The sequence below is a fragment of the Geobacillus jurassicus NBRC 107829 genome (assembly GCF_001544315.1).
In the GTDB taxonomy this organism is placed as follows: Bacteria; Bacillota; Bacilli; order Bacillales; family Anoxybacillaceae; genus Geobacillus; species Geobacillus jurassicus.
Genome location: NZ_BCQG01000003.1, coordinates 88,970 through 113,691, shown reverse-complemented (window position 1 = coordinate 113,691; position 24,722 = coordinate 88,970). Strand labels below are relative to the sequence as shown.

At 50.4% G+C, this 24,722-nt stretch carries 26 protein-coding genes; 3 read left to right on the top strand and 23 right to left on the bottom strand.

The features are described from left to right. Positions 1 to 83 precede the first annotated feature (83 nt). Complete coding sequence (locus GJ1_RS01770) at positions 84 to 449, top strand: hypothetical protein (RefSeq protein ID WP_066227614.1); 366 nt, start codon at positions 84 to 86, stop codon at positions 447 to 449. Between the two features lie 465 nt (positions 450 to 914). Here the strand turns inward: GJ1_RS01770 and GJ1_RS01765 are convergent, their stop codons facing one another. From GJ1_RS01765 to GJ1_RS01705, 12 genes are all read right to left on the bottom strand, one after another. Continuing rightward, entirely contained in the window at positions 915 to 1,607 is a 693-nt protein-coding gene (locus GJ1_RS01765; RefSeq protein WP_066227611.1) for an ABC transporter ATP-binding protein, read from the bottom strand. Further along, complete coding sequence (locus GJ1_RS01760; RefSeq protein ID WP_044737180.1) at positions 1,591 to 2,382, bottom strand: ABC transporter ATP-binding protein; 792 nt, start codon at positions 2,380 to 2,382, stop codon at positions 1,591 to 1,593. The genes GJ1_RS01765 and GJ1_RS01760 overlap by 17 nt, the downstream gene beginning before the upstream one ends. After that, on the bottom strand, positions 2,382 to 3,368 hold the full coding sequence (locus GJ1_RS01755; RefSeq protein WP_066227608.1) for a branched-chain amino acid ABC transporter permease: 987 nt from the start codon (positions 3,366 to 3,368) through the stop codon (positions 2,382 to 2,384). The genes GJ1_RS01760 and GJ1_RS01755 overlap by 1 nt, the downstream gene beginning before the upstream one ends. Beyond that, positions 3,365 to 4,237: a branched-chain amino acid ABC transporter permease gene (locus GJ1_RS01750; RefSeq protein ID WP_013145522.1), complete on the bottom strand. Its 873-nt coding sequence runs from the start codon at positions 4,235 to 4,237 to the stop codon at positions 3,365 to 3,367. The genes GJ1_RS01755 and GJ1_RS01750 overlap by 4 nt, the downstream gene beginning before the upstream one ends. Before the next feature lie 17 nt (positions 4,238 to 4,254). Continuing rightward, positions 4,255 to 5,463 carry an ABC transporter substrate-binding protein gene (locus tag GJ1_RS01745; protein ID WP_044737182.1) on the bottom strand — a complete coding sequence of 403 codons (1,209 nt, stop codon included), beginning with the start codon at positions 5,461 to 5,463 and terminating at the stop codon, positions 4,255 to 4,257. A gap of 543 nt (positions 5,464 to 6,006) precedes the next feature. Then, positions 6,007 to 6,597 (bottom strand): hypothetical protein, encoded by a 591-nt coding sequence (locus GJ1_RS01735; RefSeq protein ID WP_066227605.1) that lies wholly within the window; start codon positions 6,595 to 6,597, stop codon positions 6,007 to 6,009. Positions 6,598 to 6,748: 151 nt separating this feature from the next. After that, positions 6,749 to 7,873, bottom strand: a complete 1,125-nt coding sequence (locus tag GJ1_RS01730) for a cupin domain-containing protein (protein WP_044737185.1) — start codon at positions 7,871 to 7,873, stop codon at positions 6,749 to 6,751. A 16-nt stretch (positions 7,874 to 7,889) separates the two neighbouring features. Continuing rightward, positions 7,890 to 8,390: a DinB family protein gene (locus GJ1_RS01725; protein WP_044737186.1), complete on the bottom strand. Its 501-nt coding sequence runs from the start codon at positions 8,388 to 8,390 to the stop codon at positions 7,890 to 7,892. Next, positions 8,381 to 9,328 (bottom strand): fumarylacetoacetate hydrolase family protein, encoded by a 948-nt coding sequence (locus GJ1_RS01720; RefSeq protein ID WP_044737187.1) that lies wholly within the window; start codon positions 9,326 to 9,328, stop codon positions 8,381 to 8,383. The genes GJ1_RS01725 and GJ1_RS01720 overlap by 10 nt, the downstream gene beginning before the upstream one ends. 2 nt (positions 9,329 to 9,330) lie before the next feature. Further along, the gene (locus tag GJ1_RS01715; RefSeq protein ID WP_044737188.1) at positions 9,331 to 9,756 is read right to left on the bottom strand and encodes an acyl-CoA thioesterase; all 426 of its coding nucleotides are present in this window, start codon (positions 9,754 to 9,756) and stop codon (positions 9,331 to 9,333) included. 15 nt (positions 9,757 to 9,771) lie between these two features. Then, positions 9,772 to 10,998, bottom strand: coding sequence for an FAD-dependent monooxygenase (locus tag GJ1_RS01710; RefSeq protein ID WP_044737189.1), 1,227 nt, complete (start codon positions 10,996 to 10,998; stop codon positions 9,772 to 9,774). 38 nt (positions 10,999 to 11,036) lie between these two features. After that, positions 11,037 to 12,314: a phenylacetate--CoA ligase family protein gene (locus GJ1_RS01705; RefSeq protein WP_066227629.1), complete on the bottom strand. Its 1,278-nt coding sequence runs from the start codon at positions 12,312 to 12,314 to the stop codon at positions 11,037 to 11,039. Positions 12,315 to 12,501: 187 nt separating this feature from the next. On the opposite strand from GJ1_RS01705, the gene GJ1_RS01700 reads away from it, so the two are divergent. Next, positions 12,502 to 13,263 carry an IclR family transcriptional regulator gene (locus GJ1_RS01700; protein ID WP_044737190.1) on the top strand — a complete coding sequence of 254 codons (762 nt, stop codon included), beginning with the start codon at positions 12,502 to 12,504 and terminating at the stop codon, positions 13,261 to 13,263. 76 nt (positions 13,264 to 13,339) lie between these two features. Continuing rightward, positions 13,340 to 14,107 (top strand): IclR family transcriptional regulator, encoded by a 768-nt coding sequence (locus GJ1_RS01695; protein ID WP_044737191.1) that lies wholly within the window; start codon positions 13,340 to 13,342, stop codon positions 14,105 to 14,107. A gap of 439 nt (positions 14,108 to 14,546) precedes the next feature. Here GJ1_RS01695 and GJ1_RS01690 read toward each other — a convergent pair whose 3' ends face one another. From GJ1_RS01690 to GJ1_RS01640, 11 genes are all read right to left on the bottom strand, one after another. Next, positions 14,547 to 16,007: an aldehyde dehydrogenase family protein gene (locus tag GJ1_RS01690; RefSeq protein WP_066227602.1), complete on the bottom strand. Its 1,461-nt coding sequence runs from the start codon at positions 16,005 to 16,007 to the stop codon at positions 14,547 to 14,549. A gap of 33 nt (positions 16,008 to 16,040) precedes the next feature. Continuing rightward, complete coding sequence (locus tag GJ1_RS01685) at positions 16,041 to 16,754, bottom strand: ABC transporter ATP-binding protein (RefSeq protein ID WP_066227599.1); 714 nt, start codon at positions 16,752 to 16,754, stop codon at positions 16,041 to 16,043. Continuing rightward, on the bottom strand, positions 16,747 to 17,502 hold the full coding sequence (locus GJ1_RS01680) for an ABC transporter ATP-binding protein (protein WP_044737194.1): 756 nt from the start codon (positions 17,500 to 17,502) through the stop codon (positions 16,747 to 16,749). The genes GJ1_RS01685 and GJ1_RS01680 overlap by 8 nt, the downstream gene beginning before the upstream one ends. Beyond that, positions 17,499 to 18,488: a branched-chain amino acid ABC transporter permease gene (locus GJ1_RS01675; RefSeq protein WP_066227597.1), complete on the bottom strand. Its 990-nt coding sequence runs from the start codon at positions 18,486 to 18,488 to the stop codon at positions 17,499 to 17,501. The genes GJ1_RS01680 and GJ1_RS01675 overlap by 4 nt, the downstream gene beginning before the upstream one ends. Position 18,489: 1 nt before the next feature. Then, complete coding sequence (locus GJ1_RS01670) at positions 18,490 to 19,350, bottom strand: branched-chain amino acid ABC transporter permease (RefSeq protein ID WP_044737196.1); 861 nt, start codon at positions 19,348 to 19,350, stop codon at positions 18,490 to 18,492. 84 nt (positions 19,351 to 19,434) lie between these two features. Further along, complete coding sequence (locus tag GJ1_RS01665; protein WP_066227594.1) at positions 19,435 to 20,667, bottom strand: ABC transporter substrate-binding protein; 1,233 nt, start codon at positions 20,665 to 20,667, stop codon at positions 19,435 to 19,437. A gap of 255 nt (positions 20,668 to 20,922) precedes the next feature. Further along, on the bottom strand, positions 20,923 to 21,777 hold the full coding sequence (locus GJ1_RS01660) for a DODA-type extradiol aromatic ring-opening family dioxygenase (RefSeq protein ID WP_044737198.1): 855 nt from the start codon (positions 21,775 to 21,777) through the stop codon (positions 20,923 to 20,925). Positions 21,778 to 21,795: 18 nt separating this feature from the next. Further along, on the bottom strand, positions 21,796 to 21,990 hold the full coding sequence (locus GJ1_RS01655; protein ID WP_044737199.1) for a 4-oxalocrotonate tautomerase: 195 nt from the start codon (positions 21,988 to 21,990) through the stop codon (positions 21,796 to 21,798). A gap of 13 nt (positions 21,991 to 22,003) precedes the next feature. After that, positions 22,004 to 22,789: a 2-keto-4-pentenoate hydratase gene (locus GJ1_RS01650; RefSeq protein ID WP_044737200.1), complete on the bottom strand. Its 786-nt coding sequence runs from the start codon at positions 22,787 to 22,789 to the stop codon at positions 22,004 to 22,006. Next, a complete protein-coding gene (dmpG, locus tag GJ1_RS01645) occupies positions 22,786 to 23,817 on the bottom strand; it encodes a 4-hydroxy-2-oxovalerate aldolase (RefSeq protein ID WP_044737201.1) in 1,032 nt (343 codons plus the stop codon). Before dmpG ends, GJ1_RS01650 begins: the two co-directional genes overlap by 4 nt. Next, the gene (locus GJ1_RS01640) at positions 23,814 to 24,713 is read right to left on the bottom strand and encodes an acetaldehyde dehydrogenase (acetylating) (protein ID WP_044737202.1); all 900 of its coding nucleotides are present in this window, start codon (positions 24,711 to 24,713) and stop codon (positions 23,814 to 23,816) included. Before GJ1_RS01640 ends, dmpG begins: the two co-directional genes overlap by 4 nt. Between the last annotated feature and the right edge of the window lie 9 nt (positions 24,714 to 24,722).

The window sequence follows — 24,722 nt, the reverse complement described above, 5'->3', positions numbered from 1 at the left end:
CATTTTCGTCATTTTTCCTCTATGGTTTCCTTCTTTTGTCATGTATAATAGAAAAAGAATCGAACCGGAAAGGAGATTGTCGAATGGGAACCATCTCAAATGAAATGATTTGGCAAGCCATTAAAGAACTCGCCGATCAGCTCCAACAGACAAACGAACAAGTCGGACAGCTTAACAAACAGATGCAGCAAACGAACGAGCAAGTACAGCAGCTCGGCGGACAAGTGCAGCAATTGAACAAACAAGTGGAGCAAACCCATGTGCAAGTCGAGCAACTCACCAAACAAGTGCAGCAAACCAATGAACAACTCAGCCAATTAAGCCAGCAAGTATTCGACATGGACAAACGGCTCACCGACGTCGCCAACGGCCAAAAAATTTTGGTCGAAGAGCTGTTTGAAAACAAAAAAGAGATCAAGCGCGTCAAAACGGCTCTCAATATGTATTAGGGCCGGCCCTCTCGTCCGGTTCATCTTTTCGATGCTCAACAGCCCCATTATTTCGCCGTTTTTCTCCGCGTTTGTTTTCTCATCTTTGCTGAGCTCACCGGATGATGTTTTGGTTGAATGAGTCATCCCTTTGACAGTCCCCAGCTTCTTTGGTCAGCTTACAAACGATCGTGCGTTTCGAACGAGTCGCCATCTGTCTGCAATCCCCTGTCTGCTGTCGATGCCGGTCAACTGAATGATTTTAGCCGCAAAAAAGCCTGGAAGATCCAACGGAACAGATCTTCCAGGCTTTCTTGTGGACCTTTACTCCACCAACTTGCCTGTTGCGAAACGGGCGGATCAGCTGCCGTTGGGCCCGCCAAACGGGCGAACATGCCGAACCGGCAGCGAGAGAGGAAAATGGCACCGACCAAGGTTATGGCTTGACGCGGATCGGTATACAGCATCAATATGGCACCGGCCAAGCTAAGAGCTCAACAGCAAATACTTGTTTTTGACGTGGGCATCCAACTCGTCCGGCGCTCCGCCAAATACGACGGACCCTTTACTTAAAATGTAGACAAAATCAGCCAGCTCCAACGCCATCGCTAAGTTTTGCTCGACCAAAAAGATCGTTAGCCCTTGTTGTTTCAACTGTCGAATGATTTCCGCCACCTCCCGCACCATGAGCGGCGACAATCCTTCTGACGGCTCATCAAGAAGCAGCACTTTCGGATTGGTCAGCAACGCCCTGCCGATCGAAAGCATTTGCTGCTCTCCGCCGCTTAAATCGCCGCCCATCGATGACTCCCTTTCCTTCAGGCGCGGGAACATGGCGTAAATGTTCTCGAGCGTCCATCCGCCTTCCACCGGACGGTAGGTAGTCATTAAGTTTTCTCTCACGGTTAAATTCGGAAATACTCGTCTCCCTTGCGGAACGAGGGCAACCCCCAGCCGCGACACTTGAAAGCTCGCCTTATCCTGGATCTCGATCTGCTCCAAGACAATCTTCCCTGTCCGAGCCGGAACCATCCCCATAATCGAGTGAATCGTCGTCGTCTTTCCCATCCCGTTCCGGCCCAATAGAACGGTTACTTTTCCCCTTTCGACCGTTAATGAAACATTGTGAAGAATATGGCTATCTCCGTAAAAAGCATTTAAATTATAAATATGAAGCACCAGCCGCCTTCTCCTTCCCGATATAAATTTCGTTGACCCGTTCGTCGCTTCGCACCTCTTCAGGGGCCCCGTCGATGAAAATGGAGCCGTTGTACAGCACAATCATCCGTTCTGCCAAGCCGAACACAACATCAAGATCGTGTTCAATCACCATCATCGTAATATCCTTTGGCAACTGCCGAAGCAGCTCGGCGATGTAGTTCGTTTCGGCTTGAGACATGCCCGCCGTCGGTTCATCAAGTAACAGCACGTCCGGCTCCATTGCAATGCCAAGCAAGATTTCCACTTGCCGCTGTTCGCCATACGACAACGTTTTCACCCGTTCATTGGCTATGTCCGCAAGCCCCCACGTTTGCAGCAAGTGCTCTGCCTCCTCAAACAGCGCCAGCCACCGGCGGGCGTTTCTCGGCTTGAACCAAATGTTGGCCATCCCCCGCTTTCGTTGCAACACTAACAGCAAGTTGTCAAGCACGGTCAGTTCATTCAATAAGTTGTTTTTCTGAAACGTGCGCACAATCCCCGCTTGCGCCCTGCGGAAGTTCGGCATGCGGGTGATCTCCTTCCCTTTATAGTAAATCTTCCCGCCAGTCGGAAGGAGATCCCCTGTCAGCAAATTGAAAAACGTCGTTTTTCCCGCTCCATTTGGGCCGATGATCCCGATTCGCTCGCCCTTTTTCACGGTAAGGGAAACATGTTTAATAATTTGCAGCCCCCCAAAATGTTTGCTGATTCCCTCCACATGCAAGATGACATCCTTTTCCGCTTCCTTCCTCATCACTGGTTCGCCTCTTTCTTCACCAATGCTTTGGCTTTTCGCGAAAACGATAGCCGATTCGCTGACGGCTTAGTCAACGCACGCCCGAAACCGACAATCCCTTGAGGGATAAACACGACAAAGAGGATGAAAACCCCCCCGATGATCAACGTCCACATCGTCGTATAAGAGCTGACGATCGTTTCGAGAACAACGATGAAAGCCGCTCCTAAAACAGGGCCGATCATCGTTCCGGCGCCGCCGATCAGCACCATGATCAACACCGATCCGGACATCGTCCAATACACATCGTTTGGCGAAACAAACCCGTTAAAAGTCGAGTATAAAGCGCCCGAAACCCCGCCGATGGCACCAGCAATGATAAAGGCGGCGTATTTATACAAGGTGGTGTTATACCCGATGGCTTTCATTCTCATCTCATTTTCCCGAATCCCTATCAACACATGGCCGAAAGGAGACTTGACCATCAAGCTTAACACGATGTACATCACGATAAAGACAAGCAAAATGACATAATACAAAAAGACAGGATGAGAAAGGTCCAACGTTCCGAAAACCGGGCTCGGCAAACCGGACAGCCCGTTCGATCCACCGGTTAACGTCGTCGATTGGTGGACGAACGAGTAAATCATTTGCGAAAACGCCAACGTGAGCATAAGGAAATAAAACCCGTTGACTCTCACGCAAAACAGGCCGATGATGGCCGCTGCTATGGCGGCAATCAAAAGCGACGCCAACATCGTCACTAGAAACTGAGGCGACCACTCCTTAGACAGCAAAGCGGATGCATACGCGCCGATCCCGAAAAAGGCCGCGTGCCCCAATGACACAAGCCCCGTATAGCCGACAAGCACATTCAGGCTTAGAGCAAAGATCGCCAAAATTAAAATTTCAGCGAGCAAATTCAGATAAAACAAGGAAAAGAGAAAGGGTGCGGCGGCAAGCAAGAGGATCGCAGCCGCACTGATGAACATTCGCTTATTCAATGTCTGACCACCTGCTTTCCGAGCAATCCATCCGGTTTGCAAATTAAAATCACCACCATCAGTCCGAATACAAGAAACAAGCTGAGCTCCGGCACGAGAAAACGGCCAAACGTTTCAACGATTCCCACCACTAAGCTGGCGACAAATGTTCCAGCGATCGAACCGAGGCCGCCGACAACGAGGACGACCAAAGCCAAAATCAACGTTTGAAACTCCATGCTTGGGTATAAGCCAAGGATAGGCGAGGCGATCACCCCGCCGACCCCCGCCAAGTATCCGCCGGCAAGGAAGACGGCCGTAAACACGAGCTTGATATTCACCCCTAACGCGTTGATCATTTCCTTGTCGCTCAACCCGGCGCGAATGATCGCCCCCCAGCGGGTTTTTTCTTGGACGAACCATAAACAAAACGCCAATACAACACCTGCGGCTACGACAAACAGCCGGTATGCCGGAAAGTCCTGATTCCATAAATGCAATGTTTCTGACAAAGGAGGAGGAAGGGGGATAGATAGTACATCTGATCCCCATATCATCGATGTTACATCATGAATGACATACGCTAATCCGAACGTCAGCAGCACTTGGGATAAATGCCCTAAATGGTAGGTTGGTCGAAGCAAGATGAGTTCGATGGCGAGGGATAAGACAGCTACAACGAGCGGTGCAACAATTAGGGCAAGCCAAAAGTTTTCAAACCATTGCGAGGTCATCGTATAGGCGACGTAGGCTCCAATCATATATAGGGAGCCGTGAGCGAGGTTCAACACCCCCAATATTCCAAACACTAAAGACAAGCCGCAAGTGATGACAAACAACAACATGCCATACGACACGCCGTTGACAAGTTGGGCGGCAATGACGTCCATTTTTCTTCTCCCCCGTTCTATTGCCCAGGATCTTTCACCTTTTCGATTACCTCAATCACTTTGTTTTCTGCCTGGCCGTTCACTTCTTCTGTTTCGATGATGTACATATTTTGAATGATATGATGGGTTTCTTTATCAAACTGAATCGGTCCCCGCGGGCTGACAAATTGCACGTTGGAAATCGCCTTAACTACTTTGTCAGGATCGGAAGCATCGCCGCCGACGGCTTCCAACGCCTCTGCGATGATTCTTGCGGCATCATAGCCTTCCATCGCTTCAATCGTTGGGCGTGCGTTATATTTTTTCGCAAACGCTTCGATAAACGCTTTGTTCTCTTTTGTATCCAAATGGTAGTCCCAAAAAATGGACGCAATCGTTCCGACGCCTGCATTGCCTTGCTGCTTGCGAACATCTTCTGAAACAAGCCAGCCGGATCCAATTAATTTTTTCTCTTTTTTCAGCCCAAATTGCTCGTATTGCTGAACGAATTTCACCGCGTCGCTTCCTGCAAAGAAGGCATAAACGGCATCTGCTTTGGCATTTTTGATCGTCGTTAAATACGAGGAATAGTCATTGTTGCCTAAAGGCGGATACACCTCACCGACCACTTTCCCGCCTGCTGCTGTATACGCTTCCTTAAACGCCGCAGACACCTCACGCCCAAAGGCGTAATCGGCCGCCGCAATATACACAGTTTTTCCGACATGGTCGTACGCCCATTGGCCAAGCGAATAACCGATCTGCCAGGAAGAGAAAGACGATCTCCAAATATAGTCGCTTCGCTTGCTTCTTGTCAAGTCATTGCCTCCGGCATGGGATACAAGAAACGGAATCTTTTTCTTGTCCACTTCATCCCGAATTGCATAAGCAACCGCCGTGCTCACCGTTCCCGTCAAAAGATCGACTTGGTCTTGATCAATCAGCTTTCTTGCCTTTCGAAGCCCTACTTGCGGATCCGCTTCTGAATCTTCGACGATGAGTTGAATATCCCTTCCAGCGACCTTCCAACCAATGCCCTCAAAATAAAGTTCCATCCCCATTTGCAAATTTTTTCCTAACGATGCATAAACACCCGATAAAGGCAAAAGAACGCCGATTTTGATCACTCCACCCTCCTTCGGCGCTTTCTCGACTTTTTTCGTCGTTGACTGGATGGCGCTATTGCCGCAGGCAGATAAAACGAGCAACAGCATCGCCAGTACGATTAAATAGAACTTTCTTTTCATCTAGAACCCCCCTTGCAATGTTTTAGTTTATTAAAGCGCTTTCATTTATCCAAACCGCTCTCCTGTTCACCTCCATTTCAACTATTTAAAACTTATCAATATTTATAATATAGTACAATTTCCGAAAATTCAATATATTATTTTATCTTTAGTCAAAAAAACGTATAGGAAAAATAACCTATATTAGATTCATTTATCTGTAGAAATGCGGATTTTTTAGGAAAATAAATATTTTATTTATTATGATTTCGTATTTTTTTCATAATGTCGTAATTTTAAATATCTTTTTAAAACATGCATAGGAAAGCGAGCGATTGCTTAAAGCGGCCGATTGGCTAACTTCGTTCCCCATAGCCAATAGCTATAAGGAAAGAAACGCTCCCCCTATTTCTCTGACATAAAAGAGCCCTGGCGATCTTGCCTAACGATCGCCAGGGCTTTTCTACGATCCAATCGGATATGGTCTTCATTTGTTCTGCACCGGCGCTCACTCGCTGCTGAACCGTCAAGACATACAGCACCGTTTGAGCGAGCACCTTATTTTTAGATGACAACAAACTGACCATTGCCCCCCCCTAACGGCCAATGGCCGCGTTCCACCACGGAAACAAGGAAAAGAAACGGATTGGTTTCCCATCCTTCAAGATCGGACAACAACTCCCAAGCACAGGCCATTCCACCGATGTACATCATATAGCCGACCGCCGTCGTGACAATGTGGTCGCCATAAGGGCTCAACGCCGCAAAGATCGGATCAAAGCTATGTTGGAAAATGACAGCTGGCGCTTCATCGGCAATCGCCAAAAGCGCTTCCAATTTTCCTGCTTGCTCAGCTTGTTGTTTAAGCCTCTCAGGAACATGCCGCAGCTCTTGCCAAATGTTATCCTCTTCAAGACAGATCGCCTCAACGAATGAGGCTAACTCTTCTTTGGCCAGCCATCTAATGTCTAGATGGCGAATGCCGAAAAAATCAGCGAACTGGCGGAGCGCCTGTTCCACTTGTTCATCTCCTTGCTGGCCAAGCGAAAAAAGCCAATCGATCGCCGCGAACCGTTCAAGCAAACAATGGATCGGCGCTTGCCCCGCCCCGACGGCTCCCGCATCGTTTGTTCCTTTTGCCGAAATTGTGCTCATTTGTTTCTCCCCTCATCTTGTTTAATGGCAGTTCCGCAGAACAACACTCAATCTGTTCGATCCAATGACCTCTATATTTTCTTGAATGAAACAGTACAAGAGATTGCATTTCATGCCACACTTTCCCTACAACTGTAGAGGGCGCAGACGCTTAGCCGAGCACCGCCTCCGGCTCAAACTCTCCAACGATTGTTTGATGGCCGTTGTTGTTCGGGTACGCTTCCTCGCGCTGCAATCCGAGCTTTTCCATAATCGGCAAATCGTTGGCGCAGAACAGAAGCGCTTCTTCGTTCGAAGTGTTCACATGTTCGTGCCAAGCCCAGTTCGGAATGACAAAATAGTCGCCTTTTGTCCAATGGAATCGAACACCGTTGATGACTGTATATCCTTCTCCTTTGAACACATGGTAAATTGCCGAATACGTATGGCGGTGCGCCTTTGAACGGTAGCCGACCGGCAGTTTTTGCATCCACGCACCGATGTTTGGATTGGCCGTCTGACCGTTCGATGGATTGATGTACTCGACGGCGATGCCATCGTACGGATCGGGTTCGAAATCGCTAAGCCCCTCCAACGCCGCTTCCGTCTGCTTCCACTTGTACAACCCAAGCGGAGCCACTTGCGGTTTCCGGTCGCCAACCGGCCGAACCATGCCGCCGCGGTACTTGCGCGCCGAATAATCGTCCGGAAGCGATGGCGGCTCGATGCCGTCCGGATACGGCTCAAAGAACGTGCCGCCTGTGGCGTAAATAAACGGAATATCCAAGCAATCCATCCAAAACATCGGCCCTTCGCCCGGATGGCTATGACCATGCCATAATCCGCCCGGGGTGATGAGAAAATCGCCTTCTTCCATGAACAGCCGCTCGCCTTGGACGATCGAATACGCCCCTTTTCCGTCCGTAATGAACCGCATGGCGTTTTGGGTATGACGGTGGGATGGCGCCGTTTCACCTGGCAAAATAAGCTGGACAGCCGCATACAGCGTGTTTGTCGTTGACGCCCAACCCCACGGCTGGCGCTGTTTGAGCCCCGGGTTTTGCAAGTAAATGGCACGTCGCTCGCCGCCCCGTTCCGGCGTGAAAATTTGCGTCGCCTCCAAAAGCAGCTTGCGGATCGTTTCTCCTTTCCATAAATACGGCACTGCTTCCGGTCTCGGCTCTTTATGCATCAAGTCCGGAATCGCTTCCCAAAGCGGACCTAAATGGTACTGTTCAATTTTTTTTGTAAACTCTTTCACTTCTTTACTTTGGAAAAACGGATTCGTTTCCGCCATACGAACTTCCCCCTCCTCATTGTTTCGATTGCACGGCTTCATGCTTGCGCAAATTTCGTTCGATTTGCCGCAAATGGCCAGCCAAATGCTCGGTCAAAAAATGCTCGACTAAAAACGTCATCGGCTTGACGCCAAATTTCGGGTTGCGATGCGGCGCTTCGAGCGCCAGCTGTTCATCGCTTAATGCCGCCAATTGTTCATCGGCAAACATCGCTGCCTGCTCAATTCCACGGATGACTTCACTGACGGCGCGGGCATCCGCCTGGCGAACTGCCGCCAATCTCGCTTCATCATTGAGCCCCCGGCCCCACTCGCCGCCGCCGGCTTGAATGACGCGTACAAGCTCCCTTGTCCAATAGCCGATCACTTCTTCGACGTGGCAAAGAATTTCCATGATCGACCATTCATCGGCAGACGGCTTCCAGCGGATCACATCCTCCGTCAATGGGCTGACTTTTTGGACGATCTTCTCTACCGTTTCTTTCATCTCTTGCCGATATTGCTCAATCAACGGCATGACGACTCCACCTCCACCTGACTTGGCACAGCGGCAACGCGGTTTTCAAGCACGCCAATGCGCTCTACCTCAATGCGCACGACATCGCCGTGTTGCAAAAAGGCTTGCGGATTGCGGGCAACCCCGACGCCGCCCGGCGTTCCGGTGCAGATGACATCCCCTGGTTCAAGCGTCATGATGTGCGACAAAAATCCAACAAGATAATGGACGTTAAACACCAAGTTTCTCGTATTCGACCGTTGACGCTCTTCCCCATTAACGGTCAATGAAATATCCAACGAATGCGGATCAGGAATTTCGTCCTTCGTGACAAGCCACGGTCCCATCGGCGCGCTTCCATCGAGCGTTTTCCCTTGCAGCCATTGGATCGTCCGCCGCTGCAAATCCCTTGCTGTGACGTCGTTGACGATCGTATACCCAGCGACATATTCGAGCGCATCCGCCTGCTTCACGTTCCGCGCTCGTTTGCCGATGACGAAGGCAAATTCAGCTTCATAATCAAGCTGATTCGTAATCGGCGGCAACGGAATGTCATCTTCTGGGCCGATAATCGCGTTGCTGAACTTGGCGAAAATGACCGGGTATTCCGGCAGCTCTCGTTTCATTTCCAAAATATGTTCACGATAGTTATGGCCAACGCAAATGATCTTGTTCGGCCTTAACACCGGCGCTTCGATCTTGACGCTCCCCCGGTCGATCACAAGCCCGTGTTCTAACGCGAATTCAACCGCCTTTTGCGCCTCTTCCAAACTTTTTTCCCCGCCTTCGAGCAGCTCGATCGTATTGGGCGGAACGAGCGCCGCGGCGAGCTGTTCGGCGCGCGGGCACCCCTCCGCTCGAAGCCGCGCCACATATGCTTGATGAAGATCGATGACTTGGTTATCCACGATGCATCCAGCACGCACCGCATCCCCTAATCGGTAGTTGATAATTTTCATCATTATCCCTCCTTGTGTGTGATCATTGCCGCTTCCCGTTTCATCTTTTCGCGAAGCTCAGCTGGAATGGGGGCTGCTTTCGGCCTGCCTCCGGCAAACGTCGTCCACACCCGCACTTCATACCCTTCGGCGGCAAGCTTCTCCCCACGGAAAAACTGATGCTGAATGCGAAACGATTTCTCCCGCAGCTCGACGATCGTGGACTTTACACAAACTTGGTCCTCAAAAAAGAGCGGGGCATGAAACTCGCATTTCGCTTCGACAATCGGCATCCCGATTCGCTCTTCTTGAAACCATTTCCATGTCGAATGCCCAAGGCTGGCGAAAAAGTGGTGGGATGCTTCATCCATCCACTTGTAAAAATTCGGATAAAAAACGATGCCGGCCGCATCCGTATCTCCCCAGCGGACTTGCAAATGATACTCCATTGCTTTCCCTCCTGCTCAATATTTCGTCGACAGCTGCGGTGGACCCGATTTCGGCCCGTACGGCCCTTCATCGAGCCACTTGCCAAGGCGCGGCAAAATCGGTGCCAATGAAGCGGCCACTTCGCGTTTCATATTGATCGCTGGATCGGTGCCTTGAAGGTGCTCTAACGCGATCCCCGCACAATCGCGGTTGTATCTCGCCGCAATCAGGCGCTCATTGGCAGCAGCGGCAATGGCTGCTTTTGCCTCCTCCCGAGTTTTGGCATCCAGCGCCGTCTGAACCGCTTTTGCCGCCATAATGGCATCTGGCACGCCGGAGTTCATACCACGGGCGCCAAACGGGGCGAACAAATGCGCAGCCTCGCCGGCCAACAGCACACGGTGATGGCGGTCGGTGAACGACTTGGCGACAACTTGGAAGAAGCGATACGTCGACACCCAGGTAATGCGGTCGGCATATTTTTCCGGCATCACTTTCGGCAGCCATTGCTTCACGCCTTCCACACTGCCGAACTGCTCCGGATCATCGCCGTCAAGCAATTGCAAATCAATGCGCCAGCCGCCGGCAAACGGCACAAAGAGAACATTGCGTCCACCCACAGCCGGATGTTGATAATGAAACACCCGTTCAAGCGGCAGCGGATCGTTTTCATCTTCTTTGACATCAACAACAACAAAGTAGTCTTTCGTCCGCGGCCCTTCCATTTCGATGCCGACCGACTGGCGGACTGTCGAACGGGCCCCGTCGGCAGCGATCAAATAGTCGCACACCCAGCGCTCGCCCGATTGGGTGATGACAACAACACCTTCCTCATCGGTTTTGACATCGGCAACCGGCGTCTCCCAGACAAACTCGACTCCCGCCTCAAGGCAGGCTTGATACAAAAACTTCTCGGCCTCGACTTGCGGCAAGCTTGTAAACGGCGGAAGCGCGTTCGGATCAGGAGCCGGATACCGCTTCATATACACTTCCTTGCCGCGGAACAACGTGCGCTTGATCGGCCATACGACGCCGTGTTCGGCAAATGTCTTCCCTAACCCGGGAAAAATGTCTTCTAAGTGTTGCAACGTCGCCTTATGGAAGTAGATCGCCCGGCTTCCCGGACGGAGGCGGTCTTTTGGTTCCGCTTCCAATATGGTCGCTGGAAGCCCAAAATGGCAGAGCGCCAACGCCGCGGTTAATCCGATCGGCCCGGCTCCGACAACGAGAACTGGACGCCGTTGAACGTTTGATTGGTTCATCACTCTTCTCCTTTCCGTTTTCATATCATCTATTTTGTTTAGCTCACTTGTTGTGGGCGGTTGCGCTCGTCAATGATTCGTTTGGCTTTCATTGAGAAACGGGGCAACGATCCCGGCGCGACCCGCTCGACATCGATTCGGATGCCAATCCGTTCTCTAAGCCGGTCGGCCAAGCGCCGTTCGACATCCGATTCCGACTCGATTTGCACTTTCACTTGATTCATTTCGTGCTCCGTGTAATAGACGATGCGAAACTCTTTAATTTCCGCAAATTCTCTCACAATCATCTCAATCGACGATGGGAAAATGTTGACGCCGCGGACGACGACCATGTCATCAACCCGTCCAATAATGCCGCCCGGCAAAAAGCGATACGGATTGCCGCAAGCGCACGGCGATGACGAACAAAGCACGATGTCTCTCGTCCGGTAGCGAATGAGCGGATAACCGTAACGACTGAAGTTCGTGAGCACGAGCTCCCCCCTCTCCCCTTCCTTCACTGGCTGCAATGTTTCCGGATCAATAATTTCTGCCAAAAATTGCGCCTCGTTAATATGAAGTCCGTTGCGTGCCGAACAGGAGTAGCCGTACGCTCCCATCTCCGTCATCCCCGCATGATCGTACACAGACGCTCCCCATCGCGTTTCAATTTGCTCTCGCGTTGACGGCACCGACCCGCCCGGCTCTCCGGCCGTAATGATGGCTCTGATCGGCGTCGAGGGCAAATCGATGCCTATTTCCTCGGCCACCTCGGCTAAATGAAGGGCGTAACTCGGCGTGCAAAGCAATACGGTCGCCCGGTTTTCGATCATGCTATACAGCCGCTCTTTCGACGATTGGCCGCCCCCTGGAATGACAAGCGTCCCCATTTTTTTCGCTGCTTCATAGGCGGACCAAAAACCGATAAACGGTCCAAATGAAAACGCCAAAAACAGACGATCGCGGTTTGTCACCCCGCTTGATTTCAGCACTTCAACCCAACAGTCTCGCCACCAGTTCCAGCTTTCTTCCGTATCCAAAATTTTGAGCGGCTTGCCGGAAGTGCCGGATGTTTGGTGATAGCGGACGTAGCTCGTTTCCGGGTAGCAATGATTGCGGCCAAAAGGCGGACAAAGCTGTTGGTCTTGCACGAGCTCTTCTTTCGTCGTAAACGGCAGCTTCCGAAAGTCGTCCATTGTCCGGATCGGCAAACAAAGGCCACGGAGCTTTTCCTTGTAAAAATCGTTAAACTGAGTGACAAAGATAAGCAACTCATTGATTTTGTGCAGCTGATACTGTTCCAAGCTCAGCTCCATCTCTCGAACTGACAAAACCATTCCGTTTTTCATCCCCTCTTTCCGTTTTTTTATTAATCACATTTACAATATTTAAAACGTTCTGAAAGTTATGTTATACTATCATTGTCCCGCATAAAAGTTTAGTATTCCTCTATGTGAAACAAAACAAAAAATTGCAGCGCTTTTGAAAGCGATTTCTTATCGATCGAAAGGAGGAAAGGGAATAATGGAAACACGCAAAGAGCGAACACCTTTTTCTTCGTTGGAAAACGCCTTGCGGTTGCTGCAACTGTTTTCGATGGATGAAACGGAACTTGGCATCGCCGACATTTCCGAGAGACTACATATCAGCAAAAGCGCCGTCCACCGGCTGCTGCAAACATTAAAAAGCGAAGGATTTGTCAAAAAAGACGCGAAAACCAATCTTTATTCCCTCGGCACTTCCCTGTTGGCGATGAGAAAAATCATCCATTCCCGGTTTCCGATTTGCCAGATTGCCCTTCCTTTCTTGCAAGAGCTCGTCTCGTTATCTGGGGAAAGCGCCCATATTGCCACACTTTACGGTGCTGACGTCATCTATTTGCACAAAGTAGAGTGCGATCACCCGATTCGTCTTCTTTCTTACGTCGGCAAAAAAAACCCGGCGTTTTGCACCAGCACCGGTCAAGCCATTCTCGCTTATCAGCCGAGGGAAACGATCGACCGCATCATCGCTCGCGGACTTCCTTCGTTTACACCAAGAACCATCACCTCGCCGTCCATGCTGCTGGAAAAATTAGCGCAAGTACGGCAGCAAGGCTATGCCATCAGCAAAGAAGAGCTTCATGAAGGGGTGACATCGATCAGCGCCCCGATCCGCCACCGCAATGGGGAGGTGCGCTATTCTGTTTCGATCGCCGGGCCGATCCAGCGCATCAACGACCGCTCCCTCCCCCATCTCGTGCAACTTGTGGTAAAAACAGCTCACGCCATTTCCGCCAAACTATGACAACGCCAGCCGCTCCCTTGCTGCTTTTTCAAGCGCGGCAGCAAGGATGCGATAAAAACAAAAGGAGGCACCTCACATGAAAAAAATGGTTGACACGCTCTCATCCGTCAAAAACGGACTTCGCGTTTTGCGCCTATTTTCTGCTGAAACGCCTGAACTGGGCGTCACCGAGATGGCCAAACAACTTGGGCTGCACAAAACGACCGTTCATCGGCTGGTTACTGTATTGGAAAAAGAAGGATTCCTTGAACAAAACAAAAAAACCCGCAAATACCGTCTCGGCCTTTCCGTTTTGCATTTAAGCGGAGTCGTTGACTTGCATACGGAAATGTTCAAAGATGCCGTCCCGATCTTGGAGGCTTTGATGGAGGAGGCCAATGAAGCGGTGCACTTATCGGTGTTGGAGGACGACCGAATCGTCTATTTGTATAAAATTGAATGCCCGCACCCAGTGCGGCTGCTCTCCTACATTGGCCGAAGCAACCCGTGCACGTGCACAAGCTCCGGGAAAGTCATTCTTGCTTTCAGCCCTCAAACGACGGTCGAAAACGTCATCCGCCATGGGCTGCCAAAATACGGGCCGAACTCGGTGACCGACCGCAATGAATTGATCAGCCAGCTAGCCGCCATCCGCCGGCAAGGCTACGCCGTTTGCATCGATGAACTTCATGAAGGAGCGACAAGCATCGCTGCTCCGATCCGCGACTATTCTGGCGAGGTGGTCGCTGCCGTCAGCATCGTCGGGCCGAATCAGCGCATCACCCGGGCGAACATTCCCTGGCTGGTCAATCTAGCTTGTCAAGCAGCCCGCGACATCTCGGCGCTGCTTGGGTATTACGGATAGAGTTGCTCCACGTACCTTCCCTGCCAAACCGGATACAGCCATCACCAAAAAAGACGATAGTTTGTTATTCGTCTCAAACAGGGGCAATGACATTGACTTCCGACGATTGCATTCGAGAAAAGGTGTCCCGAAGTTTGTGGGGCACCTTTTATCTCACATTTCGCACCTTGAATAAACATTTAAAACAAGTCTAATATGAATAAAAATTAATTATTTTACAATATTTGCATAAAAATTGTTTTTACACGAATTTTTTGACCATTTTTGTATATCATACAAAGATTTAGAAATATGAGTGTTATGGTAATGATCGGGTTGCGTATGGCGCGAAAATTCTTTGGCTTTCCATGTATACGAATTCGACATCACCGGTAGAAATCTCCCCGGCTGAAAAAAGCCTGGAAGATCCGACTGAACCGATCTCCCAGGCTTTTCTCTATTAAAACGGATACGTTCTTGCCTTCGTCTGCACGGACACCCATTTCACCGTCGTAAATTCATCGACCACCCATGGGTTTCCAAAGCGGCCTAGGCCGCTTGCTTTATTGCCGCCAAACGGAATGTTCGGAGCGTCATTGACCGTTTGATCGTTAATATGCGTCATGCCGCTGTCAATTTGCAACGCCCACTCTTTTCCTTTTTCAACATCACTTGTAAAAATGGCGGAACTGAGCCCGTATTCCGTTTGGTTGGCAATGGTGATCGCTTCCTTGTCTGTTTTCGCCTTAATCACCACAGCGATGGGGGCAAACAACTCTGTTTGGGCGAGCTTGCTCGCCGGATCGACATCGACAAACACATATGGGGTCAACACATTGCCGATCCGTTTTCCTTCCAAGGCCATTCGGATTCCTTCTCGTTTTGCTTCTTCGATCATTTGCAGCGCCTTTTGCATTTGCTTTTCATTAATGATCGGTCCGATCACAGTGCTTGGGTCACGCGGGTCGCCGCACGGAAGCGCAGCCGCTCTTTGCACGAACTTCTCAACAAATTCGTCATACTTGCTCTCGTGGACGATGATGCGGTTGATGATCATGCAAATTTGCCCTTGATGGATGAACTTTCCAAAAACCGCTGCGTTAACCGCTTGATCTACGTCGGCGTCAGATAAAACGACAAATGGGCTGTTTCCTCCTAATTCCAACGCCACTCGTTTTAACTGTCTGCCGGCGATCTCACCAATTCGTCTGCCCACCGCCGTCGACCCGGTGAAGCTGATGAGCCGTGGATGCGGGTTGGTCAACATCTCATCGCCAATCTCATCAATGTCTGTTAACAAAACGTTCAATACCCCTTTCGGCAGCCCGGCATACTCAAACGCCCGGGCGATCACCACTCCCCCGACAAGCCCGACTTGAATATCAGGTTTATGCACGACAGTGTTGCCCAGAGCGATCGCCGGCACAATCGTGCGCAGCGATAAATTTAACGGAAAGTTGAATGGGGAAATGGAAGCAATGACTCCCAATGGCAATCGGTAGATGTAGTTGACTTTCCCTTCTATATTAGAAGGCACCTCTCTCACAGCCCCAACTTCATCGACATAATGCAGAGCCTCTTCTAAAAGCTCGAGCGCCAAATGAAACTCTACATTCGCCTTCAGTAAGGTGCCTCCTGTTTCGCGGACAATCAAATCGACGATCTCCTCACGGTTTGCCTGCAAATATTCCATCGCTTTGTGCAATACTTCTTTTCGTTGAGCAGCTGAGGAGCGCCCCCACTCCTTTTGCGCTTCGCTCGCCGCTTCAAACGCGCAGTGAAGCTGTTTGACAGTGGCCAACGGTACAGAAGCGATAACCGATCGATCATATGGATTCAAAATGTCATAGGTGCGACCGCTTTCGCCTTCCACCCATTCTCCATTAATATAACTTTTGTTCCATTGCTCGTACTGTTCCATTTTCTTCCACTCCTTTGCAAATAAACTATATATCTAACTTGAAACTCCCAAATATTTATGCTGAATGCCTTCATTGGCCATCAATCCGTCCGGCGAACCGCTCCATACGATTTTTCCTTTATTCATGATTAAGATTTCGTCCGCTGCCTTGCAGGCAAGGGCGATGTTTTGTTCTACAATTAAAATCGACAACCCCGCCTCTTTCAACTGAACGATAATCTCCCCAATCTGGTCAATAATGACCGGAGCCAGCCCTTCAGACGGTTCATCCATTAACAAAAACTCCGGGTTTGTCATGAGCGCGCGCCCGATGGCCAGCATTTGCTGCTGACCGCCTGATAACTGTGTGCCGAAATTGTTCTCCCGCTCCTTTAAGACGGGAAACAGCTCGTAAATTTTCTCGAGATCCCAGTTGATGCCTCCATCGTCCGCTTTTCTTTTTCGCGCCGGCATCGTCAAGTTTTCTTTTACCGTCAGCGACGGAAAAATTCTTCTTCCCTGCGGCACTAAACCGATGCCGAGGCGGGAGATTTGGTGGGGGGGAAGCGATTCAAGCGGCCGGTTTTTAAACCGGATGCTTCCCCGTTTCGCTTTATGCAGCCCGGCAATCGTATGAATCGTCGTCGTTTTTCCCGCCCCATTCCGTCCAAGCAGCGCAACGCATTTTCCCTTCAGAACGGAAAAGGTCACTCCTTGAAGAATGTAGCTCGTTCCGTAATACGAATGGACATCTTGGAGCTCAAGCATGTTTTTTCGCCCCTCCCCCGAAGTAAATTTCCTTGACCACCTCATTGTTTCTGACCTCGTCTGGCGATCCGCTTAAGATGACCTCCCCATGATGTAGAACGGTGATGCGGTCCGCAATGGCAAAGACAACATCCATATCATGTTCCACGACAACTAGCGCGACAGACCTAGGAAGTTTTTGAATCATTTCTGATGTTTGCGCAGTTTCCGCTGGGGACATCCCGGACGTCGGTTCATCGAGCAAAAGAATCTTCGGATTGCTCGCCATCGCCAACAACACTTCAAGCAACCGTTGCTCCCCATACGAAAGATGTTTCACCTTCACATGACGGCGGTTGGAAATTTCCCACTGTTCCAAAATATCATTTGTTTCCTTGCGTATGTCGGTCCGGCTGATCAATGGCGAAAAAATGTCGTATCGATACGGTTTTTTCGCTGCGAGCGCCAAATGAATATTTTCTTCCACCGTCAAGTCGCCAAATAAGTTGTTTTTTTGAAACGTCCGCGACATTCCTAAATGGGCAAGGTGATGGGCGGGGAGCTTGCTGATCTCTTTTCCGTCCAAATACACAGCGCCGGAGTCAATAGGCAGGATATTTGTTATGCAATGGAAAAGCGTCGTTTTCCCTGCACCATTTGGTCCGATGATGACATGGCGCTCCCCGGGATTCACCTCCAAAGAAACGTCGCGCAGCACTTGCAGCGTTTTAAATGACTTGCTGATGTTTTCCACTCTAAGCAAGCTCAATGGACGGCCTCTCCTTTCTTTACCGGCTGTTGCGAGACTGCCTCACCGGTCCGTTTGCGCGCAACAAAAAGGCTCTTCCCATGTTGCAACCAATGAATAAGCCCTCCTTTTCCGGCAAGAACAAGAGCGACAAGCAATGCTCCCATGACCATCGGCCAACGTTCGGTGTACGTGCTCATAAAATTTTGCAAGTAAATAAAGACGCTGGCACCGAGCGCCGGTCCAAGCAACGTGCCGACTCCGCCGATAATCACCATCACCATCACCTGTCCAGAAAACATCCAACCAGACAAATCAGGCGAAACAAATACGTTAAAATATGCATAAAGCGCACCAGCCAACCCTGCCAACGCTCCGGACAATGTATAAGCAAGCAGTTTATAAACCCGGACGTTATAGCCAAGGGCGCTCATCCGCGCTTCATTTTCCATAATGCCTTTCGTAATCTTTCCCGCCGGCGATTCAACAAATAAACGTAAGAGGATATAGAAAATAATAAAAGCGATACCCATGACGTAATAAAAGCCGTTTGGAGACACAATCTCCCCGAAACCAAAATTCAAGATGGCGGAAACGGACATCCCATCTGCCCCGCCCGTCCACGGCTTCAATTGCCAAAACAAGACATACAACAATTGTCCAAAAGCGAGGGTAATCATCAAAAAGTAAAACTTGGACGTGCGGATAAACACAGCGCCGGTGACTAAGGCAATAAGCCCGGAAATGACAACGGACAACAGAAGCAGCAAGTATGTGTTCGCTACATGCTGACCAATGACCGCAACCGTATAAGCGCCGATGCCAAAAAAGCCGGCATGCCCAAGCGACACCATTCCCGCATAGCCCATGATCAACCCGAGGCTCATTGCAAAAATCGCCATGATATAAATCTCCGTCGCCAAGTTGATCCCGAAATCTGACAGAACAAGCGGCATAGCGAAAACAAGAGCAATCAGCAACACAACGCCAAGCAACAGCTTTTTCACTCTATGCCACCTCTCTTCCGAACAATCCTTGCGGACGGATGATGAGGACAATCATCATAATGAGAAACACCGTCAACATCGATAAAGACGGGAACCATACCTTTCCGAGCGTTTCAATCACTCCAATGGCAATCGCACCAATAAATGAACCCTTCCATGAGCCTAAACCGCCGATGACGACGACAATGAGGGACGTGACGAGAATCTCGCTGTCCATTCCCGTATACATGCCGATCAACGGCCCGCCCAATACGCCGCTCAATCCTGCCAGCGCCGCCCCAAACGCAAATACCCCGGTGAAGACGAGCCCAACATTGATGCCAAGGGCGCTAACCATGGCGCGGTCGTCCACACCCGCACGAATGATCGCCCCAACGCGCGTTTTCGTTTCCAAGTACCATAGCAACAAAGCCAATAGACAGCCAATAAAGACAACAAACAGCCGATAAAGCGGAAACGCCGTGCTGCCAATCGACAAAGATCCACTTAGCAAGCCCGGAACCGGGAGTGTATGCATTTCCGTTCCCCATATCCACTCGATGGCATCGGCGATAATAAAACTCAATCCAAAGGTCAATAATACTTGTTCAAGCTCTTTTCCGTATATACGCTTAATCAACAGTTTTTCCAATACAAGCCCTAATACAGCCGTCAAAAGAACCGCTAGAAGCAGAGCAGCCCAAAAGTTCACCTCATCATTGATAAAAGTAAACGCAATATAAGCGCCAAGCATAAACAGCGTTCCATGGGCAAGATTCACGACATTCATGACACCAAGGATAATCGTCAACCCGACTGCGATCATAAAATAGAGCATTCCGTAAGCTAATCCTGTCAGCAGTTGCGCCAGAAAGATAGACAATCGTCATCCCCTGCCTTCTTGGTTTTATATTTCATGTTCACAAGGGGAGGCGGCTCCGCCCTCCCCTCTCCTCCGTTCCTATTTTCATTCAAACGGCGACGTTTCGGGCATCGTCACCTTTTCCACTGTCTCGATGACTTCAGGCACGATAGCCCCATCTTTGAGCGTATTTTTGGAAATATAGAAGTTTTGGATCGGGTTATTGGTGGCCGGGTCGATCATAATCGGTCCGCGCGGGCTGTCGAAAGAAATGCCTTTCAGCACTTTAATCAAGTTTTCGGAACGAAGGCTTCCAGCTTCTGTGATCGCTTTATCAAGCATCGCGGCCGCATCGTACCCTTCCACAGAGAAAACATTTGGAAGCTTTCCATATTTCGCTTTGTACGCTTCGACAAATTGCTTATTCAATTCATTGTCCAAATACGGCGAATAGTTGATGCCGGCAATAATGCCTTCAGCCGCTTCGCCGGTCGGCTGGGTGATTAATTCATCGCCAAATTCCAAAGAGCCGGCCAACGGAATTTTCCCTTTCAATCCAAACTCTTTATATTGAGTGACAAAGCGAATCCCATCGCTGCCGGCAAAGAAGGCGTAAATCAAATCCGGTTTCTCGGCCGCCGCTTCTTGCAAATACGGGGCGAAATCGTTCGTGTTCAACTTCGGATAAATTTCTTTCACCACTTTTCCACCCGCCGCTTCAAAGGCAGCCTTAAACGCCCGCAGCACTTCTTTTCCAGCAGGATAGTCCGGAGCAAGGATGACGGCTTTTTTACCAACTTGTTCTGCTAAATATTTAGCGGCATTGCTGCCGTTTTGCCAGTTTGAGAATGAAACGCGGTATACGTAATCGCTCTTTTTGCCCCATGAGAGATCGTCGCCGGCGGCGTTGGCGTCGATCAACACTTTTTTATCTTTTTCGACCTCATCGCGCAATGCATAAGCGACGGCAGAAGAAATCGGTCCTACCAGAAGATCCACCTTTTGAGCGTGAACCAATTGTCGATATTTGCGCAGCGCCACTTGCGGGTTCGCCTCATCATCTTCCACTTTGATTTCGACTTTTTTTCCGCCAAGCGTGCCGTTATGTTGATCCAAATACAGTTGAAAACCGTTGAGGATTCCCTCGGACAAAGGCGCAAACGTGCCAGTTTGTGAAAGAATAAAGCCGATTTTCACAGAACTAGAGGAACCTTCCCCTTTGTCCGAACCGGATCCACTCGATGTGCTACTGCTTTGCGCGCATCCCGCCGCCATGAGCATAGCCGCAAGCATCATCATTCCTGCCGCCCGTTTCAAAAACCCTTTCTTTTTTTTCATTTTCTTTTCCCCCTTCTCGTTAAAGCGTTTTCATGATTTTTTACAACTAGTTGCTCGTCAATCAAACGAATCTATGATCCCTCCTCAACCCATTTCATTTTACAAAAATCACATTATGAATATTTGAAACATTACAACTATTATATTAATGAATAAGTTGTTGCATATGGAAGCGCTTTATTCCTCTATATGAAACAATGCCAGAAATCATGTTTTGGACCGACTGTTCTGAGTGAAAAACGAATGCAACTCCTTTTATGGATGCTGAGCAGTTTGCTGAGGGACATATATCGTTTTATATTGGACAGGATCGGGCTCAAAGGTCATCACGACATTCCCGCTGCCGGACGATTGGCCATACCCATAATAGCGGCTTTGATAGTTTTCTTGAATGACGCCAAGCAAAGCTGCGAGATGGCGCCCTCCGGATTCGACACCAGCTGCGCGTGCGTACTGTGGAAGCATGTTCCAAGCGGCTCGTACATTATTATTTTGTAAATATTGCAAAAATTCTCGATCCAACGCCTGCTCGGCCAATGTCGGCAACGCCTCGGGCCGGCGGACGAGATTATGCGCCAGTGCACCGCTGCTGATAAACATTGTCTTTTTCTTGCTTTCGCGCAGCACTTTGCCGATTACTTGCCCCCATGTGTACGTTTCTTCCAGGTTCGCCGCCCACGTCACCGATAGGCTGATGACGGCGATGTCCTCATTCGGCGCTAAATAGCGGAGCGGAACAACCGTCCCGTAATCCCAAATGTAGGTCGGGTCATTGACTTCAACGACCCGAAGCCCGGCTTCCTTCCCCGCCTGAACAAGCTGTCTGCCAAGCTCTTCATCTCCTGGATAATCGTAAGGGACATCGGCAATCAAGTCGGGACATTCTACAGCGGTCAATACCCCCTTATGCCTTGGAGTGGCATCGACAAAATGGTCGAAGCTTGACATCCAATGGCAAGAAATCAAAACAAGCGTATCCGGTTTGACTTGCTTGATGATTTTCGCCACTTCATGCATTCCTTTAACGAGTTCACGCTGAAACTCAGGGGTGCGATCCTCAAAACACATTCTAGGCGTATGCGGCACAAGCATCGCTAACTCCAAGCTCATCGGCGTTCTTCCTCCCTTTTATTTTGATTGTTGATCAGACATTGGGATGCCGGCGACACCCCAATGGGATTTCGGCACCTCTGATACGATCACCCGCACGTTTTCCTTTGGCGAGCCTAAAACAGCGCTGATTGTATCGGTTACTTCGCGGATCACTTCTGTAATCTTCTCTCTCGGCCTTCCTTCGAGCAGATGAATATGAACAATCGGCATGCCACTCATCCTTTCAATCTGTCGCTCGGAACGAAACCGTTCCTAATTGGTCGAACTGGGCAAACACGACGTCCCCTGCCGCAAAGCGGACAGCTTCAGTCATCGCTCCGGCTAAAATGATTTCCCCCGCTTTCAATCCTTCCCCTTTTCTAGACAACATGTTGGCCAGCATCGCAATAGCGTTGGCCGGATGCCCCAGCACCGCCGCACCGGCGCCGAACGCCCTCGCCTCGCCGTTGATCGCCAGACTCACCCCAAGCAAGTCAAGTTCAAGGGAGACGGGAGGAACGAGGCGGCTGCCGAATACGACCCGGGACGAGGAGGCGTTATCGGCAATTACATCCGGCAGCGTAAATTGAAAGTTGACATAACGGCTATCGATAATTTCCAGCGCTGGGACGATATACTCCGTCGCCGCCAAAATGTCCGCCGCGTCAATATTCGGCCCTTTGACATCTTCTTTTAAAATGAAGGCGATTTCCGCTTCCACCTTCGGATGGATCAGTTCGCTCATGGCCACCGTCCCCCCGTTTGGGACGACCATATAATCGAACACATATCCGTAGATCGGCTCGTTCACCCCCATTTGCGCCATTTTCGCGGCGCTCGTCAATCCCATTTTCGGGCCGATGATCCGATAGCCGTTCTCCCGTTTCATCGCCACGAGCCGCTCTTGAATAGCGTACGCCTCCTCGACCGTCATGTTCGGATATTGGGCGGTCAGGCGAACAATCTCTCGTCTCTCCCGTTCCGCCCGCTGAAGCTCCATAGCGAGTTTCTCGCAATCAAGGGTAGTCATTTCCATTCCCCCTCCCAGACAGCGACTTTTTGACGCGCCATTTCCGCAGCGACGTCGACGATCATATCTTCTTGACCGCCGACAACCTTTCGCCGGCCGAGTTCGATTAAAATATCGCGGGCATCGAGGCCAAACGTTTGGGCGGCGCGCTGGGCATGAAGAAGGAAGCTTGAATAGACGCCAGCATACCCGAGCGTTAAACTGTCGCGCGTAATCTCCTGCGCCTTTGGCAACATCGGCGCCACCAGCTGCTCGGCTAAATCCATCATTTTATACAAATCAATGCCGGTCGGAATGCCCATCCTGTCCAACACCGCGACAAGCACTTCCGTTTGCGTGTTGCCAGCGCCAGCCCCTAGGCAGCGAACACTGCCGTCAACGCGCGTCGCTCCTTCTTCAATCGCGGCCAATGTATTGGCCATCGCCAATGATAAATTGTTGTGGGCGTGAAAGCCGACTTCAATGCCGATACTTTCCTTTAAGGCGCGAACACGCTCTTTCACTTCATAAGGCAAGAGAGCGCCGGCTGAATCGACGACATAGACGACGTCCGCCCCGTAGCTTTCCATAAGCTGCGCTTGATGGACAAGCACATCGATGGGCGCCATATGCGCCATCATTAAAAACCCGACCGTTTCCATTCCAAGCTCCTTCGCTGCGGCGATATGCTGGGCTGAAATATCCGCCTCCGTCACATGGGTCGCGATGCGCGCCATTTTCGCTCCTAGGCGGGCGGCCTGTTTCAATTCCTTGACAGTCCCGATGCCTGGAAGAAGAAGCACAGCAATTTTCGCCTGCCGGCAAACCGCCACAGCAGTTTCGATCAGCTCAAATTCATCGGTCCGCGACAAGCCATACTGCAGCGAAGATCCCCCCAAACCGTCTCCATGCGACACTTCAATATACGGAACGTTCGCTTCATCGAGCGCTTTGGCGATCGCGGCGACTTGTTCCGTTGTATATTGGTGGGCGATGGCATGGCTGCCGTCGCGCAACGCCACTTCCGTAATCGTAATCGCTCGCTTCATCGTCTCCCCTCCTCGGCCAACAACTTCGACAGTCGGTGTTTCGCAACTTCCTCTGCCACTTTCACCGCAGCGGCGGTCATAATATCCAAGTTTCCTGCGTATTTTGGCAAATAGTCGCCCGCCCCTTCGACTTCAATCATGACCGTCACCTTATTCCCTTCAATGATCGGACTCGTGCGCAGCCGATAGCCGGGAACGTACGAGCGGATCGTTTCCACCATTTCCTCGATCGAGTCGCAAATTTCCCGCGCCGCCGCTTCATTCCCTTCCACAAGCGCATAAATCGTATTTCTCATCAAAATGGGCGGTTCAGCTGGGTTGAGAATAATGATGGCTTTTCCGCGCTTCGCCCCGCCGATTTTTTCGAGCCCTCGAGCAGTCGTTTCCGTAAATTCATCAATGTTCGCTCTTGTTCCCGGCCCTGCGCTTTTGCTTGAAATCGTCACGACAATTTCAGCGTAAGCAACCGGCTGCACGCGCCCAATGGCGTGGACGATCGGAATCGTCGCCTGTCCACCGCATGTGATGAAGTTAATGTTTGTCTCTTCCAAATGTTCAGTTAAGTTGACAGGCGGCACAACAAACGGTCCAACGGCCGCCGGTGTCAAATCAAAGACGACCTTCCCGGCCCGCTTCAACAGCTTTGCATGACGGATGTGCGCTTTGGCCGACGTCGCGTCAAAGACGAAATCAGCCCATTCTGGGTGTTCTAAAAACGCTTGGATGCCGCTGTCAATGACGCGATACCCTTTCTCCCGCGCCATACGCAGCCCTTCCGACTGCGGATCGATCCCGATCACCGTCGTCAACTGCAACACATCCGAACGCTCGAGTTTCAACATCAAGTCGGTCCCGATATTTCCAGAACCAAGAATCGCTACATTGATCTTCTCCACGGTCTCTCC

Excerpts from the sequence above, each read along its gene's own strand:
- GJ1_RS01770 (WP_066227614.1), top strand. The coding sequence starts at position 84 with ATGGGAACCATCTCAAATGAAATGATTTGGCAAGCCATTAAAGAACTC.
- GJ1_RS01760 (WP_044737180.1), bottom strand. The coding sequence starts at position 2,382 with ATGAGGAAGGAAGCGGAAAAGGATGTCATCTTGCATGTGGAGGGAATC.
- GJ1_RS01750 (WP_013145522.1), bottom strand. The coding sequence starts at position 4,237 with ATGGACGTCATTGCCGCCCAACTTGTCAACGGCGTGTCGTATGGCATG.
- GJ1_RS01745 (WP_044737182.1), bottom strand. The coding sequence starts at position 5,463 with ATGAAAAGAAAGTTCTATTTAATCGTACTGGCGATGCTGTTGCTCGTT.
- GJ1_RS01735 (WP_066227605.1), bottom strand. The coding sequence starts at position 6,597 with ATGAGCACAATTTCGGCAAAAGGAACAAACGATGCGGGAGCCGTCGGG.
- GJ1_RS01730 (WP_044737185.1), bottom strand. The coding sequence starts at position 7,873 with ATGGCGGAAACGAATCCGTTTTTCCAAAGTAAAGAAGTGAAAGAGTTT.
- GJ1_RS01725 (WP_044737186.1), bottom strand. The coding sequence starts at position 8,390 with ATGCCGTTGATTGAGCAATATCGGCAAGAGATGAAAGAAACGGTAGAG.
- GJ1_RS01720 (WP_044737187.1), bottom strand. The coding sequence starts at position 9,328 with ATGAAAATTATCAACTACCGATTAGGGGATGCGGTGCGTGCTGGATGC.
- GJ1_RS01715 (WP_044737188.1), bottom strand. The coding sequence starts at position 9,756 with ATGGAGTATCATTTGCAAGTCCGCTGGGGAGATACGGATGCGGCCGGC.
- GJ1_RS01710 (WP_044737189.1), bottom strand. The coding sequence starts at position 10,998 with ATGAACCAATCAAACGTTCAACGGCGTCCAGTTCTCGTTGTCGGAGCC.
- GJ1_RS01705 (WP_066227629.1), bottom strand. The coding sequence starts at position 12,314 with ATGGTTTTGTCAGTTCGAGAGATGGAGCTGAGCTTGGAACAGTATCAG.
- GJ1_RS01700 (WP_044737190.1), top strand. The coding sequence starts at position 12,502 with ATGGAAACACGCAAAGAGCGAACACCTTTTTCTTCGTTGGAAAACGCC.
- GJ1_RS01695 (WP_044737191.1), top strand. The coding sequence starts at position 13,340 with ATGAAAAAAATGGTTGACACGCTCTCATCCGTCAAAAACGGACTTCGC.
- GJ1_RS01690 (WP_066227602.1), bottom strand. The coding sequence starts at position 16,007 with ATGGAACAGTACGAGCAATGGAACAAAAGTTATATTAATGGAGAATGG.
- GJ1_RS01685 (WP_066227599.1), bottom strand. The coding sequence starts at position 16,754 with ATGCTTGAGCTCCAAGATGTCCATTCGTATTACGGAACGAGCTACATT.
- GJ1_RS01665 (WP_066227594.1), bottom strand. The coding sequence starts at position 20,667 with ATGAAAAAAAAGAAAGGGTTTTTGAAACGGGCGGCAGGAATGATGATG.
- GJ1_RS01660 (WP_044737198.1), bottom strand. The coding sequence starts at position 21,777 with ATGAGCTTGGAGTTAGCGATGCTTGTGCCGCATACGCCTAGAATGTGT.
- GJ1_RS01655 (WP_044737199.1), bottom strand. The coding sequence starts at position 21,990 with ATGCCGATTGTTCATATTCATCTGCTCGAAGGAAGGCCGAGAGAGAAG.
- GJ1_RS01650 (WP_044737200.1), bottom strand. The coding sequence starts at position 22,789 with ATGACTACCCTTGATTGCGAGAAACTCGCTATGGAGCTTCAGCGGGCG.
- dmpG (WP_044737201.1), bottom strand. The coding sequence starts at position 23,817 with ATGAAGCGAGCGATTACGATTACGGAAGTGGCGTTGCGCGACGGCAGC.